The following is a 16,163-nucleotide window of genomic DNA, read 5'->3' on the forward strand; positions in this document are numbered from 1 at the left end:
TCCCGAACCCGACGCCCCCGGCACGGCACTTCGCACGACAGGAGAAGCAATGACCACCACCGTTCGACCGACCCGCAGGGGACTGCGCCTGATGACCGTGCACGCCCACCCGGACGACGAGTCGAGCAAGGGCGCCGCCACACTCGTCAAGTACGCCCGTGACGGCGCCGGCGTCCTGGTGTGCACCGTGACCGGCGGTGAGCGCGGCGACGTGCTCAACCCCAGCCTCGACCGGCCCGAGGTGTGGGCCGAACTCCCCGAGCGACGCCGCCGCGAGATGGCCCGCGCCCGCGAAATCCTCGGCGTGGACCAGCGGTTCCTCGGGTTCACCGACTCGGGTCTGCCCAAGGACGGTGAGGATCTCCCCGAGGGGTGTTTCGCCCTGCAGCCCCTGGAGACCGCCGCCCGCCCCCTGGTGGAGGCCGTGCGCGCCTTCAGGCCGCATGTCCTCGTCACCTACGACGAGAACGGCGGCTACCCCCACCCCGACCACATCAAGACCAACCAGGTGGCGGTGGAGGCTTTCGAAGCCGCCGGCGACCCCGGCCGCTATCCAGGCACGGGCGAGCCGTGGCAGCCGCAGAAGCTGTACTACACCTGTGCGTTCAACAAGGAGTACTTCGAGGCGATCGACGCCGCCATGAGCGGGGCCGGACTCGACTCGCCGGCCCGCGCCGTCCTGGACAACTGGCCCGACGCCTGGCCGACCTGGGAGGCGACCACCCGGATCGAGTGCGCCGAGTACTTCCCCGTCCGTCGTGCGGCACTGCTCGCCCATGAGACGCAGGTCGACCCGGACGGCCCCGAACTGTCCTGTCCGCTGGACCTGGAGGCCGAGGCCTGGCCCACGGAGGACTACCACCTGGCCGCTTCCCACGTCTCTTCCTCAGTGCCGGAGGACGACCTCTTCGCGGGGGTGTCCGCCGACGCGCACTGACCGTTCACCCGGGCTCCAGGCGGACTCGACGGTCGGCCGCGCCGTTCCGCAGCGAGTCTGGCCGCACGGGAGGGGCAGCCGCACCTCGTGCTGCCGGAGGCGACCCCGCGCAGCGATCCGAGCTGGTTCGGCTTCGCCCTCACGGTCGACCCCGAAGCACCCTTCGGCGGGGCGGAACTGGTCGACTTCCTCGAAGACCGGAAGATCGGCACGCGCCGGCTGTTCGCCGGCAACGTCACCCGGCACCCTGCCTACTTGGACCAGCCGCACAGGGTGGTCGCCGATCCGTCCAACAGCGACATCCTCACCGAGTACACCTCTGGATCGGTGTCGGACACAACCGCTGTTCGAGCGGCACGGACGGGGCATCACCGCCTGCCTCATGCGACGGATCGGAAGTGTCCCTCACGTCCTGGCGCACGCCCGTGTCGAGGCGGGCTTCCTCTACACGGGCGAACTCGGGCCGACCGTGCAGTACAGGCCGGGCAACTACGCATATCTCGCCCAGGAGGAGCGCCCGGTGCGGCAGGGGGCTCCGCCCGACGGCCACTGCCTGGGTCAGGCCGCGCTGCTCGACGAGATACGTCGCTGAGCGCGCCCACGCAGCGGGGCAGCTCGCCGCGAGGGCTGACGGTGCTCCGGTCTTACGGAGCCCCGTCTTGTCGTGTCCCTGGTCCGACTTATCCACAGGGCAAAGCGGAGCCTCGGCATCCGCGAGATCGTCTGCGCATGACGAACCACAGCGAAACGACGGGATCTCCCGAGGCCAACGACACCTCGGACAGCGACCAGCACCTCGGCACCGCGTACGACGGGCACCTGCCTGAGAACCAGGTCACCCTGCGCACCCCGGCCGAACTGGCCGACGCCCTTCCATATCTCCTCGGATACCGCCCCGAGGACAGCATCGTGCTCGTCGCCCTGCACGACCGGGACGGCCGCGGCCGGTTCGGGGGGCGGGCGCGGCTCGGCATTCCCGCCAGTGCGGACGACTGGGACTCCGCGGCCGGGCAGCTGGCCCACGGACTGGTGAGGGGCGGCGAGCGCAGGGGAGCCCGGCCGGAACAGATGGTCGCCTTCCTCTGCCAGGAACCGGCAGAGGGCGAGACGGGCCGGCAGGTCATGGAAAGGCTGCGGCCACTGGCCCAGAAGACGCGTCTCGCGTGCGGCAGCCTGGACGTGCCGGTGATCGAGGCCCTGTGCATCTCGGACGGCCGCTTCTGGAGTTACTGCTGCGACAAGGAGGAGTGCTGCCCGCCCGAGGGCCGGCCGATGGGACTGCCCGGGACGTCGGTGCTGGCGGCCGCGGCCACGTATGCCGGAGTGCAGGTGCGCGGCACGCTGCGCGAGCTGCGGGCCAGGCTGCTGCCCTGGGAGACCGCCGCCGCGCTGCAGCAGGAGATCGCCCTGGACACCGTCGGCATGGCGCTGGTCCCCAGGATCCTCGACGCCGCGACTCGAGCGGGTGTGTCGGAGGAGACGCTGCACCTGGCCGAGCGGCTCATGAGCCGGTTCGCCGCGGCCCCGCCCGTGTCCGGGACGCTCACCGGGGATCTCCGCGACGACGAACTCCTCGGACACGACGAAGCCGCGAGGCTCATTCTCGGCCTGCAGGACCGCGCGACGCGCGACCGCGCGGCCGAGTGGATGGAGGGCGACGAGGCCGGTCCCGCCCTCCGGCTCTGGCGAGCGCTGGCCCGCCGCTGTGTCGGACCGTACGGCGAGCACGCCGCGGCGCCCCTCACCCTCGCCGGCTGGGTCGCCTGGTCCACCGGCGATGAGCTGGAGGCCCGGGAAGCCCTCGCCATGGCACTCGGCGCCGACCCCGACTACCTCTTCGCCCGCCTGCTCCACCAGGCCTGCAACGAGGGGCTGGACCCCGAGTCGATCCGCCGCTGCCTGCGTGCGGAACGCATGGGCCGTGAGCGGACGGGCGCGGTGCGGCACGACAAGCCGGGGGACGTGGGAGAGCCGGTACGGGGTGAGGTGGTTGAGCGCGAGGGGGAGGAGCGCGAGGCGGACGAACGCGAGGGGGACGAGCGCGAGGTGGAGAAGTGCGAGGCGGTTGAGCCGCAGTCGACATCTGAGGCGGGTGTTCGTCACCGGTCTCGGCCTACGGCGGGTTCAGGCGGGAGCCTCCCCCGCTCCGCGAGGACCGCCGGGCGGGAGCGGAAGACAGGCGCCTCACGGCCGCGTACGCCGACGGGTGCGCATCCCGATGCACCGCGGCCGGCCGGCAGGGCTGCACGCACCTCGAAGAGTCCGGCTCCGCGTGCCTCGAAGAAGGGAGCCGGACACAGGAGTCGGCCCCGCCCGGACGGCGCGCGTCCTGGAGGGGGCGGCGCCGTGGAGGACGCGTGAGCGGCTGTGGGGCAGGGCTTTGAGCGGTGGCGGGGAGGGGACGGCGGCCGTGACGGGTGCGGTGTGTAGGGCTGGTGCGGTGGAGGGCACGGATGGGGTGGAGGGCGTGGATGCGGTGGAGGGCGCCGGTGCGGTGAGGTGGCGGATGCGGTCAGGCTGGCAGATGCGATGAAGACGACGCTGCTGTCCGGCTGGTGAACTCGGGGCATGTCGTGGCCCTTTGGCGGGGTCACCCATAACGGCCGTGACCTGGAGGGATCCCTCCCCGTTCACCTGAGTGGCGGAACGCCCGGACCACCGCGCCGCCGCACCGCCCCTGTCACTCCTGACCCCCAGTCGGCGCCGCACACGCACGAGGCGCACAGAGCGCAGAGGAGCCGCCCCATGCCACAGCCGACTTCGACCTCCGCGGCCACGGACCATCGCGCCACGGCTGGTGGACCGGTGCCGTCCCAGAGGCAGCAGGCCGGGCCGGCCCCGGGGCCACCCCCTGCCCGACCGGCGGACGAGAGCCCACCTCTTGTCCGGCGGCCGCTGCCAGGCGAGAACGGCAGCGGGGGGCGCGCATCCCCGCCTCAAGGCAGCCCCTCTCCGGCTCAGCCACCGACCGCGCGTCGGTCGGCCGACCTGCCTCCCACCCATGACGCCATGATCTGCGTCGCCCTCCCGGGCCTCGCCATCTCCACGGACCAGGGGCAGCTGAACGGCCAGGGACTCGAGGGCTTCTACCGCGCGGGTCGGCGCTTGCTCTCGCGTTGCCAGGTCCGGGTGGCCGGACGCGAACCGCTGGTGGTCCAGGCCCGGATGACCGGGGCCGACTGTGCCCGCTTCGTGAGTACGCTGCGCGCCTCCCCGCAGGCGGGCCCCGACCCGGACATCGTCGTCGAGCGGACCCGTCACGCGGACGGCACCGAGCGCATCACGCTGCACAGTGCGGCCGCCCGCCCCCTGCGTGTGCCGGTCGAGGTCGCCCTGGGCACTGACCTGGCCGATCTCGGTGCGATCGCGTGCGGCAACGCGGGCCCGGAACTGCCCGCCAGCGTCCACGCCTCCGGCTTGCGCTGGTCGTCCGCCAGGGGGAACTCGGCAGTGACGGCCGACCCGCCGCCCGCCGACGCGCTGGCCTCCGCAGGGCTGCTGCGCTGGGAGTTGGCGCTGCCCGCAGGCGGCAGTGCGAGCATCGAGCTGCGGGTGCGTCCGGACCGAGCGGGCCCCGTGCGGGCCGTGGGCCGCGCGGCGACCAGCCCGCTCGCCCCGGCGCGGGCGGCCGGCGACGACCCAAGGGTGGAGGCCCTGCTGCGGACGAGCATCGAGGACCTCCAGGCCCTCCTGCTGCGCGACCCCGACCACCCGTCCGACACACACCTGGCAGCCGGTGTGCCCTGGCGCTGCGGCCTGGCCCCGGCCGACGCCCTTGCCGCGGCCCGGATGACCCTGCCCCTGGGGACCCGGCTCGCCGCGGGCACGCTGCGCACGCTCGCCCGCACCCAACTCCTGCGCCAGGACGCGCAGTTCGGCATGATTCCCGGGCCGATACGGGACGCGGGCACATATCTGCCGCCGAGCTGCACCGGTACGAAGGCCACGCTGCTCTTCCCCGCGCTGCTCGCGGAGGCCCGACGCTGGGGGCTGCCCGAGCCGGAGACCGAGGAGCTCCTCCCGGCGGCCGAGCGGTGTCTGACCTGGCTGCGGACCGCCGCGGGTGACGGCACATACCTGCGCGACCCGCACCCCGGCGGCCCCGTCCGCTGCGAGACCCAGGCCCACGCCCATCGTGCGGCACTGCTCGGCGCCGATCTCCTCGACGCCTGCGGCAGACCTGGCGGGACAGAGCTGCGGCAGTGGGCCGGGACGCTGCGGACGGCGTTCCGCGCGGACCTCTGGATCGACGACGTGGGCGGCGGCCGACCCGCCGCGGCCCGGACCCCGGACGGACGCCTCGTGCCGCATCTCGGCGCCGCCGCCGTCCATCTCCTCGACACCGGCCTGCTCGGCGGCGGAGAACCGGCCCCCGGTCTGCTCGACAAGGTGCAGACCGAACAGCTCGCCCGGCTGCTCGGCGCTCCGGCCATGGACTCCGGCTGGGGCCTTCGCGGACTGGGCGCGAGGGAGGCGGGACACAACCCGTTCGGTCACCGCAGCGGTGCCGTGCGGGTCCACGCGACCGCGCTTGCCGTCGCGGGCCTGGCCGCGGCCGACTACGAGAAGGAGGCCAGTGCGCTGCTGCGGGGCGTACTGGCCGCGGCGGAGGCGTTCGGCCACCGGCTGCCCGAGATGTACGCGGGGGAGCGGCGCACCGACGGCAGCGCTCCTCTCCCGCACCCCGCCGCCTGCCGCCCCGCGGCCACGTCGGCGGCAGCCGGGGTGCTCCTGCTGACCACGCTCGCGGGCATCCGCCCGGACGCGCCCGGGCGAACGATCACGTTGCGCCCCATGCGCAGCGCGCCGCTGGGCGAGATCGTCCTGACCGGCCTGCGCGTCGTCGGCGCCCCCTTCTCCATACGGGTCAACAGGCTGGGCCTCGCCATGGTCGAGGAGGCGGCCGACGGGCTCCAACTGCGAGCGTGACCTCGTACGACGTCACACGGCGCGACCTGCGGGGGAGCAAGGTGCGGCTGATTCCGGTCCGAATTGGATCAGCCGTCGACGAGGTCGGCGAAGGGAGTGTTTATCGTCAAGCAGACGACTATGATCGCCGCATGCCCTACGACCCGTCAGCCTTTCCGCCCTTTGCCGTCACCGTGGACCTGGTCGTGCTGACCGTGCGCCGCCATGCCCTGTGCGCGCTGGCGGTGCGCAGGGGTGAGCCGCCGTTCCAGGGGCGCTGGGCCCTGCCCGGCGGGTTCGTGCGGGCTGACGAGGACCTGGCGCAGGCCGCGGCGCGCGAGCTGGCCGAGGAGACCGGGCTGCGCGCGCACGACCCGTCCGTCCCCGCGCAGGACAACGGCGCCCACCTGGAGCAGCTCGCGACATATGGCGACCCCAAGCGGGACCCCCGGATGCGCGTCGTCAGCGTCGCCCACCTCGCGCTGGCCCCCGACCTGCCCGCCCCCGCGCGGGCGGTGACGCCAGCAACGCCCGCTGGGCGCCGGTCGACGAACTGCTGCAGCAGGGCGGGTACGGCCGTGACGGCGAGCCGGTGGCGCCGCTCGCCTTCGACCATGCGCAGATCCTGGCCGACGGCGTGGAGCGCGCCCGCTCCAAGATCGAGTACTCGTCGCTGGCCACGGCGTTCTGCCCCACCGAGTTCACCGTCGGAGAGCTGCGCCGCGTCTACGAGGCGGTGTGGGGCGTGGCGCTTGACCCCCGCAACTTCCACCGCAAGGTGACGGGCACGCCGGGCTTCCTCGTCCCCACCGGCGGCACCACCACACGCCAGGGCGGGCGCCCCGCCCAGCTCTTCCGGGCCGGCGGAGCCACACTGCTCAACCCTCCGATGCTGCGCCCCGAGGTCTGACGCGAGAGCCGGTGCGGGACGCCTGGCTCGGCCCGTACGAGGTCGATCCGGGCGCGGGGATGACAGGAAAACAGGGCCGGGAGAGGCGAACAGGGATCCGATCCGGCCGACTGCCGCACAGGCAGAAGGCCTTGCGCTGCCCGGAAAAACGGACATAACGCGCTATCTTGCTGAGGGTGATCCAGGCCATCGGACTGACCAGCGACCCTCGCAAGCAGCTTCCTCCCGCAGTCGACGACGTCTCCTTCGAGGCGTGCGCGGGCCGTGTCACCGCGCTGCTCGGGGCGTCGGGAGCGGGCAAGACGACGGCGCTCAGACTCATGCTCGAACTCCAACGCGGCCGTGGCATCACCTACTTCAGAGGCCGCCCCCTGCACCGCATCGCCCATCCGTCGCGCGAAGTCGGCGTGCTTATGGGGGAGGTCCCCGGGCACCCGGCCCGCACCGTCCGCGGCCATCTGCGCATGCTCTGCGCCGCCGCGGGCGTCCCGGCACGGCGCGCCGACGAAGTCCTGGAAGTGGTCGGCCTCGTCAGCCTGCGCGACGAACGCCTGGGCACCCTCTCGCGCGGCATGGACCGGCGCCTCGGTCTGGCCTGCGCGCTGCTGGCCGACCCGCACACCCTCGTGCTCGACGAACCCGCGGACGGGCTCTCGACCCGCGAGAGCCGGTGGCTGTACGGCATGCTGCGCGCGCACGCCGCCCAGGGCGGCACGGTCCTGCTGACCACGGCCGACCCCAAGGAGGCCGCACGCACCGCCGACCGGGTCGTCACCCTGGAGCGGGGCAGACTCGTCGCCGACCAGGAGGCCGCCGACTTCTCCCGCACTCGGCTGCGCCCCCGCGTCGCCGTCCGCAGCCCCCACGCCTCCCGCCTCGCCGCTCTGCTCACCAAGGAGGCGCGCACCGCACAGCGCTCCGTCGAGGTCGTGCGCGAGGGCGGCAACCGCCTCTCCGTGTACGGCAGTACATGCGCCGCTGTCGGCGAGACCGCGTACCGCCACGGCATCCTCGTGCACCAACTCGCCGACGAGATCGGGGACATGGGGCCCGGCGCCGCGACCGACGTATCGCACCTCGTGACGGAGTCCCAGATCGGCGCGGCGCAGTCGGCGCCGGTCGGTGAAGCGATCACCACTCGTGATCGCGGGCGTGAGACCACGGCGTCGCCGGCGCTCGTGCCCGCGCCGGGCAAAGCGGTGGACACGGCCGGCGATCTCACCGCGCTGCCGGACGCGCCGCCGACGCCGGGCGGCAAGCCGTACACGCCACAGGCACGCACGAGTGAGCCCCGACCGGCCGACGCACCCACCGAGGGTGACGGGCCCACCAAGGATGAAGGGCCTACCGAGGGTGAAGGGTCCACCGCGGGTGAAGGGCCCTCCTCGCGATCCGCCGGGCCGCGCCCGCCTGCCTCCTCCGTCGACGCCCTTCCCGATCTCCCACCCCCCATCTCCGTCCGCCCCGCCCCCAGCCCCCTGCGCCCCCTCCGCTACGAACTCCGTCGCGCCGCCGGAGTCGGCACCGGATTCCTCACCTCCGCCGCGGTGCTCATGGTGTCCGCCCTCACCGCCGTACTGCTCGCCCGCATCGGGCACACTCCGCATCATCGCCTGCTGGTCGCGTGGCCGCGGGAGCTCCCGCTGCCGCCCGCGGCGCTCGGGGCCGGGCTGCTCGGTGCGATCGCGTTCGGCGACGAGTTCCGCCACCCCGCCCTGGCCGCGGATCGCGGCACCGTCCCCCGCCGGCTGGGGCTGCTGGCCGCGAAGCTCCTCGTCGCCTCCGCCACCGCGCTGGTGCTGGCCGTCCTCACCGTCGGCTGCGACATCGAAGTGCTCTATCTCGTCTACGGACGGGAGCTCGCGGAAGTTCCCGCCGACTGGCTTTGGCTGAGCGCGAGTTGGATCGGGCTCGTGGTCGGCTGTGCTTGGGCCGGCGTACTGGCCGCGGGGCTCTTCCGGTCCACCACGGCCGGACTCGCGGCGGTCGTCGCCGTACCCATCCTCCTCGTACCGCTCGTGCGGAAGGTCATGGAAGGGCCTTCGGTGCGCACTGCGGCCGGTTTTCCCCTGCGGCTGCGGGAGGTGCTCCTGTCGCAGTGGCCGTTCGGGGGAGAGCGCTATCTGGCCGCTGTCGCGCGCGTGGTCGCCCAACCCGTCGGCGGCGCACTGACGTTGTCGCTGGCCGCGCTGCTGGCCGCCTATCTCCTCACGACCGTGCGCAGCAGGGTCCGATGACGACCATCCGTGCTCTTCCCGGCCCCGTCGTGCGCACAACTCCCCGGGGAAAGCCCATTTCTTTCCGATAAGGCGTCAATTGCGACGGGGTGAGCGATCACCCTTTCGTGTGCTTTTCACCAAAGACCTCAAGGGAGTTGGGGACGGCGCCGACAAAGGATCCGTGAGTACCCTTGCGCACACCATGATGACCGCCGCCCGTTCCGCAGACTCCGGCCTCGCCGGCCCGGGCGATCTCGACCGCTACCCCTACGCCGAGGCCCCCGTCGCCGACCGCGTCGGATCCCCCGCCTGGGAGGGCGCGGACCCGGACCTGGGCCGTGTCGGCCGGCGCGCCGCGGGCAGCCGCGGCCGCGGGCTGCACGGCCAACTCGTCCAGCAGCTCGGCCAGATGATCGTCTCCGGTGACCTGGGGGCCGACCGTCCGCTCGTGCCCGAGGAGATCGGCCAGCGATTCGAGGTCTCCCGCACCGTCGTCCGCGAGTCGCTCCGCGTCCTGGAGGCCAAGGGCCTGGTCAGCGCCCGCCCGAACGTCGGCACGCGCGTGCGCCCCGTCAGCGACTGGAACCTCCTCGACCCGGACATCATCGAGTGGCGGGCCTTCGGGCCGCAGCGCGACGATCAGCGCCGGGAGCTGAGCGAGCTGCGCTGGACGATCGAGCCCCTCGCCGCCCGGCTCGCGGCCGGGCACGGGCGCGAGGACGTCCAGCAGCGGCTCGCCGACATGGTCGAGATCATGGGCCACGCCATGGGGCAGGGTGACGTCCTCACCTTCTCCCGCGCCGACAGCGAGTTCCACAACCTGCTCATCCAGGTCGCGGGCAACCGCATGCTGGAGCACCTCTCCGGGATCGTCTCGGCCGCCCTCCAGGTCTCGGGTGGCCCGGTGACCGGCTGCGACCGGCCGAACGAGACGTCGCTCGCACAGCACAGCAGGATCGTCGACGCCCTCGCCACCGGCGACGGCGCGGGCGCCGAGGCGGCCATGCGTCAACTGCTCACCGTCCATCCCGAGGTCGAGCGCGTGGTGCCCGCACCCCGCGAGCACTGACCACCCTCTGGGTGGCGCGGCCGGGAGTGCCTCCCCCTCCTGTGGCATCTCTCGGTCTGCGCACCCTCTCCCGTCGGACCCGCAGGATCCGCTACGGATCCTGCGGGTCCGACGGTGCGATGAGGGGTGGAATCGTCGTACAGTCGATGGTTCAGGCCGTGGGCGACCTCTTCTGTCCGCGTCTATCCGTTTTTGATCGGTTACGGGATGTGACTCGGGCCACGCAGATTGGGCGTAACGCTCGGGGGAACAACGCGATGACCTAAGAGGTGACAGCCGAGGAGGGAATACGGACGCCGCTTACGGCGCTGTGCATCTTCCCGGCCCCCGCCCGCACCGTCGGCCCAATCCCCAGGCCGGTGGTCGGCTCCTGTCCGCCGTGGACGGGGCCGGAAGCCGTTTTCCAACGTTCCGAGAGGTTGTTCGTGTCGGCCAGCACATCCCGTACGCTCCCGCCGGAGATCGCCGAGTCCGTCTCTGTCATGGCTCTGATTGAGCGGGGAAAGGCTGAGGGGCAGATCGCCGGCGACGATGTGCGTCGGGCCTTCGAAGCTGACCAGATTCCGGCCACTCAGTGGAAGAACGTACTGCGCAGCCTCAACCAGATCCTCGAGGAAGAGGGTGTGACGCTGATGGTCAGTGCCGCGGAGCCCAAGCGCACCCGAAAGAGCGTCGCAGCGAAGAGTCCGGCCAAGCGCACCGCCACCAAGACGGTCGCGGCGAAGACGGTGACCACCAAGAAGGCCACCGCCACCGCCACCCCGGCGGCGCCCGCCGCCGACCCGGCCGTCGAGGACGAGGCCCCCGCAAAGAAGGCCGCTGCCAAGAAGACGACCGCCAAGAAGGCGGCCGCGAAGAAGACCGTCGCCAAGAAGACGGCGGCCAAGAAGACCACCGCCAAGAAGGACGACGTCGAGCTGATCGAGGACGAGGTCCTCGAGGACGCCAAGCCCGGCGAGGAGCCCGAAGGCACCGAGAGCGCCGGCTTCGTACTCTCGGACGAGGACGAGGACGACGCGCCCGCGCAGCAGGTCGCCGCGGCCGGCGCCACCGCCGACCCGGTCAAGGACTACCTCAAGCAGATCGGCAAGGTCCCCCTGCTCAACGCCGAGCAGGAGGTCGAGCTCGCCAAGCGCATCGAGGCGGGCCTGTTCGCCGAGGACAAGCTGGCCAACGCCGACAAGCTCGCCCCCAAGCTCAAGCGCGAGCTGGAGATCATCGCCGAGGACGGCCGCCGCGCGAAGAACCATCTCCTGGAGGCCAACCTCCGTCTGGTGGTCTCCCTGGCCAAGCGCTACACCGGCCGCGGCATGCTCTTCCTGGACCTCATCCAGGAGGGCAACCTCGGTCTGATCCGCGCGGTCGAGAAGTTCGACTACACCAAGGGCTACAAGTTCTCCACGTACGCCACCTGGTGGATCCGCCAGGCGATCACCCGCGCCATGGCCGACCAGGCCCGCACCATCCGTATCCCGGTGCACATGGTCGAGGTCATCAACAAGCTCGCACGCGTGCAGCGCCAGATGCTCCAGGACCTGGGCCGCGAGCCCACCCCGGAGGAGCTGGCCAAGGAACTCGACATGACCCCGGAGAAGGTCATCGAGGTCCAGAAGTACGGCCGCGAGCCCATCTCGCTGCACACCCCGCTCGGCGAGGACGGCGACAGCGAGTTCGGTGACCTCATCGAGGACTCCGAGGCCGTCGTCCCGGCCGACGCCGTCAGCTTCACGCTCCTGCAGGAGCAGCTGCACTCCGTCCTCGACACCCTGTCCGAGCGCGAGGCGGGCGTGGTCTCGATGCGCTTCGGTCTCACCGACGGTCAGCCGAAGACCCTCGACGAGATCGGCAAGGTGTACGGCGTGACGCGTGAGCGCATCCGCCAGATCGAGTCCAAGACGATGTCGAAGCTGCGCCACCCGTCGCGGTCGCAGGTGCTGCGCGACTACCTCGACTAGTCGTCAGTCGTACGACGCCGAAGGCCCGGTCTCCCGAGGGGGGACCGGGCCTTCCGGCTGGCCCGCGGGTGCGGGGTGCCGTGTGCTGAATCACTCTGGGTGTTCCACGACCACCAGTGAGTGAGGAGCGTGCATGCGTCGTCTCTTGACCCGGGCGCTGACCGGGCCGCTGGCCCTTGCCGCCGCGGCGGCCGCCATACCGTTGGCGTCCCCTGCTCCCGCGGCCGCCGACAGTGTCGTCGTCGGTGGGTTCCCGGTCGATGTGTCCGAGAGTCCGTGGACGGTGGCGCTGTCCAGCCGTGACCGGTTCGGAGGTACGCGGGCCGGTCAGTTCTGCGTCGGTGTGGCGGTCGGCCGGTCCACCGTGCTCACCGCGGCCCACTGCGTGAGCGAGGAGGTCCTGGGGGTCGCACCGGATCAGCTGCGCGATTTCAGTGTCATCACCGGCCGTACGGACCTGCTGTCGAACCGGGGCCAGGAGATCCGCGTCCGCCACACCTGGGTGAACCCGGCCTACGACAGTGCCACCAACGCGGGGGACTTCGCCGTCATCACCCTCGCTCAGCCCCTTCCGGCGAGCTCGGTGATCGGGATGGCAGGCGCCGGCGATCCCGCGTATGTACCGGGGACGTCGGCCCTGGTCTACGGGTGGGGGGACATCACGGGCGCGGGCGACTACGCGCGCGGTCTGCGGGCAGCGCGCGTGCATGTCCTGCCCGACGCCCTGTGCCGGAAGGCGTATCCGGGCGGCAGTGACGGCAGGTATCTGGCCGACAGCATGGTCTGCGCCGGGGAGGTGCAGGGAGGCCGGGACGCCTGTCAGGGGGACAGCGGAGGGCCGCTGGTCGCTCAGGGGAAGCTGATCGGGCTTGTGTCCTGGGGCACCGGCTGCGGTCGCGCGGGCAGTCCCGGCGTCTACACGCGGGTGTCCGAGGTCGTACGGGCTCTGCGGTGGAGCGCGCGGACGCGAGTGGCTGACAGGGCCTGAGCTCGCGCGGTATGAGCGCGGGCGGCCGCCCCTGCTCTCAGGGGCGGCCGCCCGTCAACCGGCCTGTGCCGGAGCTGGCTCGTCGTGATGCGAGGTGTCAGCGCTCTTCTTCGGACGCCGATGCGGGAACGGACGTCAGCCGCTCCGTCTCGTCCTGTATCTCAGCGGCGATCTTCTTGAGTTCCGGCTCGAACTTGCGACCGTGGTGGGCGCAGAAGAGCAGCTCTCCGCCGCTGAGCAGGACGACGCGCACGTACGCCTGTGCGCCGCAGCGGTCGCAGCGGTCAGCGGCCGTCAGCGGGCTCGCGGGGGTCAGAACAGTAGTCACGTCGCCTCTTCTCTAGCTCGACGAGCTGTCGTACCAGGGTCAACATCCAACCAGCCCCAAAACGTTCCCGCTCGTGGCTTCTCCCTCAGTGAAATTTTTCCGAGGGGGCTGGCTGCTGCCGGCTTGGCGGCGAATGTGCCGTATCGCGTCTCTGTCTTGCTTACGGTTTCGCGCTGTCGGTCAAGGTCAGATCCTCCCGGCCGGGTTGCCGGTTTGTTCATGAGGACGTGCCCGGAGCCTAAATGGTTCATGCCTGGAAGGGAACGTGATATGTACTTCACCCCATCGAGGGATCGAACAGGCATACGAGCCTGGACTAGTCTGTGTTTCGCACGAGGGTGGCGTTACAACGGCTCTACCAGGCCTCGGTACCCTCTTGACGGCGACCGAAGCCGCGCCCTTACCCATCAGGGCGCCACCTGAAATTCAGCGAGGAGCGAACCGCGTGACCGCCGAGACGTCCGTGCCGTCCACAGCGCTGCTGGCAGGAGCAGACCGGGACGGTTCCAACTACACCGCGCGGCACCTCCTCGTCCTCGAGGGCCTCGAGGCCGTGCGCAAGCGCCCGGGCATGTACATCGGATCGACCGACAGTCGCGGTCTGATGCACTGCCTGTGGGAGATCATCGACAACTCCGTCGACGAAGCCCTCGGTGGTTACTGCGACCACATCGAGGTGATCCTCCACGACGACGGTTCCGTGGAGGTCCGGGACAACGGCCGGGGCATCCCGGTCGACGTGGAGCCCAAGACCGGCCTGTCCGGGGTCGAGGTCGTCATGACCAAGCTGCACGCCGGCGGCAAGTTCGGCGGCGGCTCGTACGCCGCCTCCGGCGGTCTGCACGGCGTGGGCGCCTCCGTGGTGAACGCCCTGTCCGCGCGGCTGGACGTCGAGGTCGACCGTGCCGGCCACACGCACGCCATCAGCTTCCGGCGCGGCGTTCCCGGCGCCTTCGCCGCCGACGGTCCGAACGCCAAGTTCGACGCCAAGAGCGGCCTGCGCAAGGCCAAGAAGATCCCCAAGACCCGCACCGGCACGCGCGTGCGCTACTGGGCGGACCGCCAGATCTTCCTCAAGGACGCCAAGCTCTCCCTGGAGAACCTGCACCAGCGCGCCCGCCAGACCGCGTTCCTGGTGCCCGGCCTGACCATCGTCGTGCGCGACGAGTTCGGCCTCGGCGAGGGCGGCAGCAAGGGCGAGGAGTCCTTCCGCTTCGACGGCGGTATCAGCGAGTTCTGCGAGTACCTGGCCACCGACAAGCCGGTCTGCGATGTCCTCCGCTTCTCCGGGCAGGGCACCTTCAAGGAGACCGTCCCGGTGCTGGACGAGCACGGTCAGATGACCCCCACCCAGGTCACCCGAGAGCTCGACGTCGACGTCGCGATGCGCTGGGGCACGGGATACGACACGACCCTGAAGTCGTTCGTGAACATCATCGCCACCCCCAAGGGCGGCACCCACGTCGCCGGCTTCGAGACGGCCGTGACCAGCACGATCAACGAGGTGCTGCGAGCCAAGAAGCTGCTGCGCGTCGCCGAGGACGACATCGTCAAGGACGACGCCCTGGAGGGCCTCACCGCGGTCGTCACCGTGCGCCTCGCCGAGCCGCAGTTCGAGGGTCAAACCAAGGAGGTCCTCGGCACCTCGGCGGCCCGTCGCATCGTGAACACCGTGATCTCCAAGGAACTCAAGGCGTTCCTGACGTCCACCAAGCGGGACGCCGCCGCGCAGGCACGCGTGGTCCTCGAGAAGGCCGTCGCAGCCGCCCGTACGCGTATCGCGGCCCGCCAGCACAAGGACGCGCAGCGCCGGAAGACGGCCCTGGAGTCCTCGTCGCTGCCCGCCAAGCTCGCCGACTGCCGCAGCGACGACGTGGACCGCAGCGAGCTGTTCATCGTCGAGGGAGACTCCGCGCTCGGCACCGCCAAGCTCGCCCGGAACTCCGAGTTCCAGGCGCTGCTGCCGATCCGCGGCAAGATTCTCAACGTCCAGAAGTCGTCCGTGACCGACATGCTCAAGAACGCCGAGTGCGGCGCGATCATCCAGGTCATAGGGGCGGGGTCCGGCCGGACCTTCGACATCGACGCGGCCCGCTACGGCAAGATCATCATGATGACCGACGCCGATGTGGACGGCTCCCACATCCGCACCCTGCTGCTGACGCTGTTCCAGCGCTACATGCGGCCGATGATCGAGGCGGGCCGGGTGTTCGCCGCGGTGCCTCCGCTGCACCGGATCGAGCTCGTCCAGCCCAAGAAGGGGCAGGACAAGTACGTGTACACGTACTCGGACCGGGAGCTGCGCGACAAGCTCATGGAGTTCGAGAGCAAGGGCATCCGGTACAAGGACTCCATCCAGCGGTACAAGGGTCTCGGCGAGATGGACGCCGACCAGTTGGCCGAGACGACGATGGACCCGCGCCACCGCACGCTGCGCCGGATCAGCCTCACCGATCTGGAGGCGGCCGAGCGGGTCTTCGATCTGCTGATGGGCAACGACGTGGCGCCCCGCAAGGAGTTCATCTCCAGCTCGGCGGCGACGTTGGACCGGTCGCGTATCGACGCGTAGCGCTGCGCTGGGCTTGGGCCGGTTTTCTGCCTCGGCTTCGCCTTCGGCCTGCTTTGGGTTCCCACCCGCACCGTCCGTGACGCTTTCGTCGTCGGGTGCGGGTGGCCCCTGTGGGGCTGAGCGCCGTCGGCGGCTTGCGGCTCGTCCGCAATATGCGGCTTCAGGCACGTGTATCACCTGATGGGGTGAAGCGCGCGGAGAAGCAGAGTCGGGGATCTTTCCGTTCTGTCCATGCTTGGGCATGTACTCAAGCGACGGTCGTCCCCGCGACGCCAGAAGT

The 16,163-nt window shown here is 71.2% G+C and carries 10 protein-coding genes and 1 pseudogene; 10 read left to right on the forward strand and 1 reads right to left on the reverse strand.

The annotated features are described in order from the left end of the window. Positions 1-49 precede the first annotated feature (49 nt). From mca to ACQEV2_RS31790, 9 genes and pseudogenes are all read left to right on the forward strand, one after another. Positions 50-937 (forward strand): mycothiol conjugate amidase Mca, encoded by an 888-nt coding sequence (mca, locus tag ACQEV2_RS31750; RefSeq protein ID WP_433049081.1) that lies wholly within the window; start codon positions 50-52, stop codon positions 935-937. A 382-nt stretch (positions 938-1,319) separates the two neighbouring features. After that, positions 1,320-1,529, forward strand: a complete 210-nt coding sequence (locus tag ACQEV2_RS31755) for an NDP-hexose 2,3-dehydratase family protein (RefSeq protein WP_433049084.1) — start codon at positions 1,320-1,322, stop codon at positions 1,527-1,529. 137 nt (positions 1,530-1,666) lie between these two features. Continuing rightward, positions 1,667-3,298: a DUF4192 domain-containing protein gene (locus tag ACQEV2_RS31760; protein WP_433049087.1), complete on the forward strand. Its 1,632-nt coding sequence runs from the start codon at positions 1,667-1,669 to the stop codon at positions 3,296-3,298. Between the two features lie 648 nt (positions 3,299-3,946). After that, positions 3,947-5,866 carry a glycogen debranching N-terminal domain-containing protein gene (locus ACQEV2_RS31765; protein WP_433049090.1) on the forward strand — a complete coding sequence of 640 codons (1,920 nt, stop codon included), beginning with the start codon at positions 3,947-3,949 and terminating at the stop codon, positions 5,864-5,866. 131 nt (positions 5,867-5,997) lie between these two features. Beyond that, positions 5,998-6,755: pseudogene (locus tag ACQEV2_RS31770) on the forward strand (NUDIX hydrolase). A gap of 176 nt (positions 6,756-6,931) precedes the next feature. After that, positions 6,932-8,992 (forward strand): ATP-binding cassette domain-containing protein, encoded by a 2,061-nt coding sequence (locus tag ACQEV2_RS31775; protein WP_433049093.1) that lies wholly within the window; start codon positions 6,932-6,934, stop codon positions 8,990-8,992. Between the two features lie 163 nt (positions 8,993-9,155). Continuing rightward, complete coding sequence (locus ACQEV2_RS31780; protein WP_433049096.1) at positions 9,156-10,043, forward strand: FadR/GntR family transcriptional regulator; 888 nt, start codon at positions 9,156-9,158, stop codon at positions 10,041-10,043. A 425-nt stretch (positions 10,044-10,468) separates the two neighbouring features. Beyond that, on the forward strand, positions 10,469-11,998 hold the full coding sequence (locus ACQEV2_RS31785) for an RNA polymerase sigma factor (RefSeq protein WP_433049099.1): 1,530 nt from the start codon (positions 10,469-10,471) through the stop codon (positions 11,996-11,998). A gap of 133 nt (positions 11,999-12,131) precedes the next feature. Continuing rightward, positions 12,132-12,986 carry a serine protease gene (locus ACQEV2_RS31790; protein ID WP_433049102.1) on the forward strand — a complete coding sequence of 285 codons (855 nt, stop codon included), beginning with the start codon at positions 12,132-12,134 and terminating at the stop codon, positions 12,984-12,986. Between the two features lie 97 nt (positions 12,987-13,083). Here the strand turns inward: ACQEV2_RS31790 and ACQEV2_RS31795 are convergent, their stop codons facing one another. Beyond that, complete coding sequence (locus ACQEV2_RS31795; protein WP_030945102.1) at positions 13,084-13,314, reverse strand: DUF7455 domain-containing protein; 231 nt, start codon at positions 13,312-13,314, stop codon at positions 13,084-13,086. 445 nt (positions 13,315-13,759) lie between these two features. On the opposite strand from ACQEV2_RS31795, the gene ACQEV2_RS31800 reads away from it, so the two are divergent. Continuing rightward, positions 13,760-15,883, forward strand: coding sequence for a DNA gyrase/topoisomerase IV subunit B (locus ACQEV2_RS31800; RefSeq protein ID WP_433049106.1), 2,124 nt, complete (start codon positions 13,760-13,762; stop codon positions 15,881-15,883). Positions 15,884-16,163 lie beyond the last annotated feature (280 nt).

This window comes from Streptomyces sp. CA-251387 (assembly GCF_050936625.1).
Lineage (GTDB): Bacteria > Actinomycetota > Actinomycetes > Streptomycetales > Streptomycetaceae > Streptomyces.

What these genes read in the sequence shown, in the direction of transcription:
- mca (WP_433049081.1), top strand. Translation starts at nt 50, where the DNA reads ATGACCACCACCGTTCGACCGACCCGCAGGGGACTGCGCCTGATGACC.
- ACQEV2_RS31755 (WP_433049084.1), top strand. Translation starts at nt 1,320, where the DNA reads ATGCGACGGATCGGAAGTGTCCCTCACGTCCTGGCGCACGCCCGTGTC.
- ACQEV2_RS31760 (WP_433049087.1), top strand. Translation starts at nt 1,667, where the DNA reads ATGACGAACCACAGCGAAACGACGGGATCTCCCGAGGCCAACGACACC.
- ACQEV2_RS31765 (WP_433049090.1), top strand. Translation starts at nt 3,947, where the DNA reads ATGATCTGCGTCGCCCTCCCGGGCCTCGCCATCTCCACGGACCAGGGG.
- ACQEV2_RS31790 (WP_433049102.1), top strand. Translation starts at nt 12,132, where the DNA reads ATGCGTCGTCTCTTGACCCGGGCGCTGACCGGGCCGCTGGCCCTTGCC.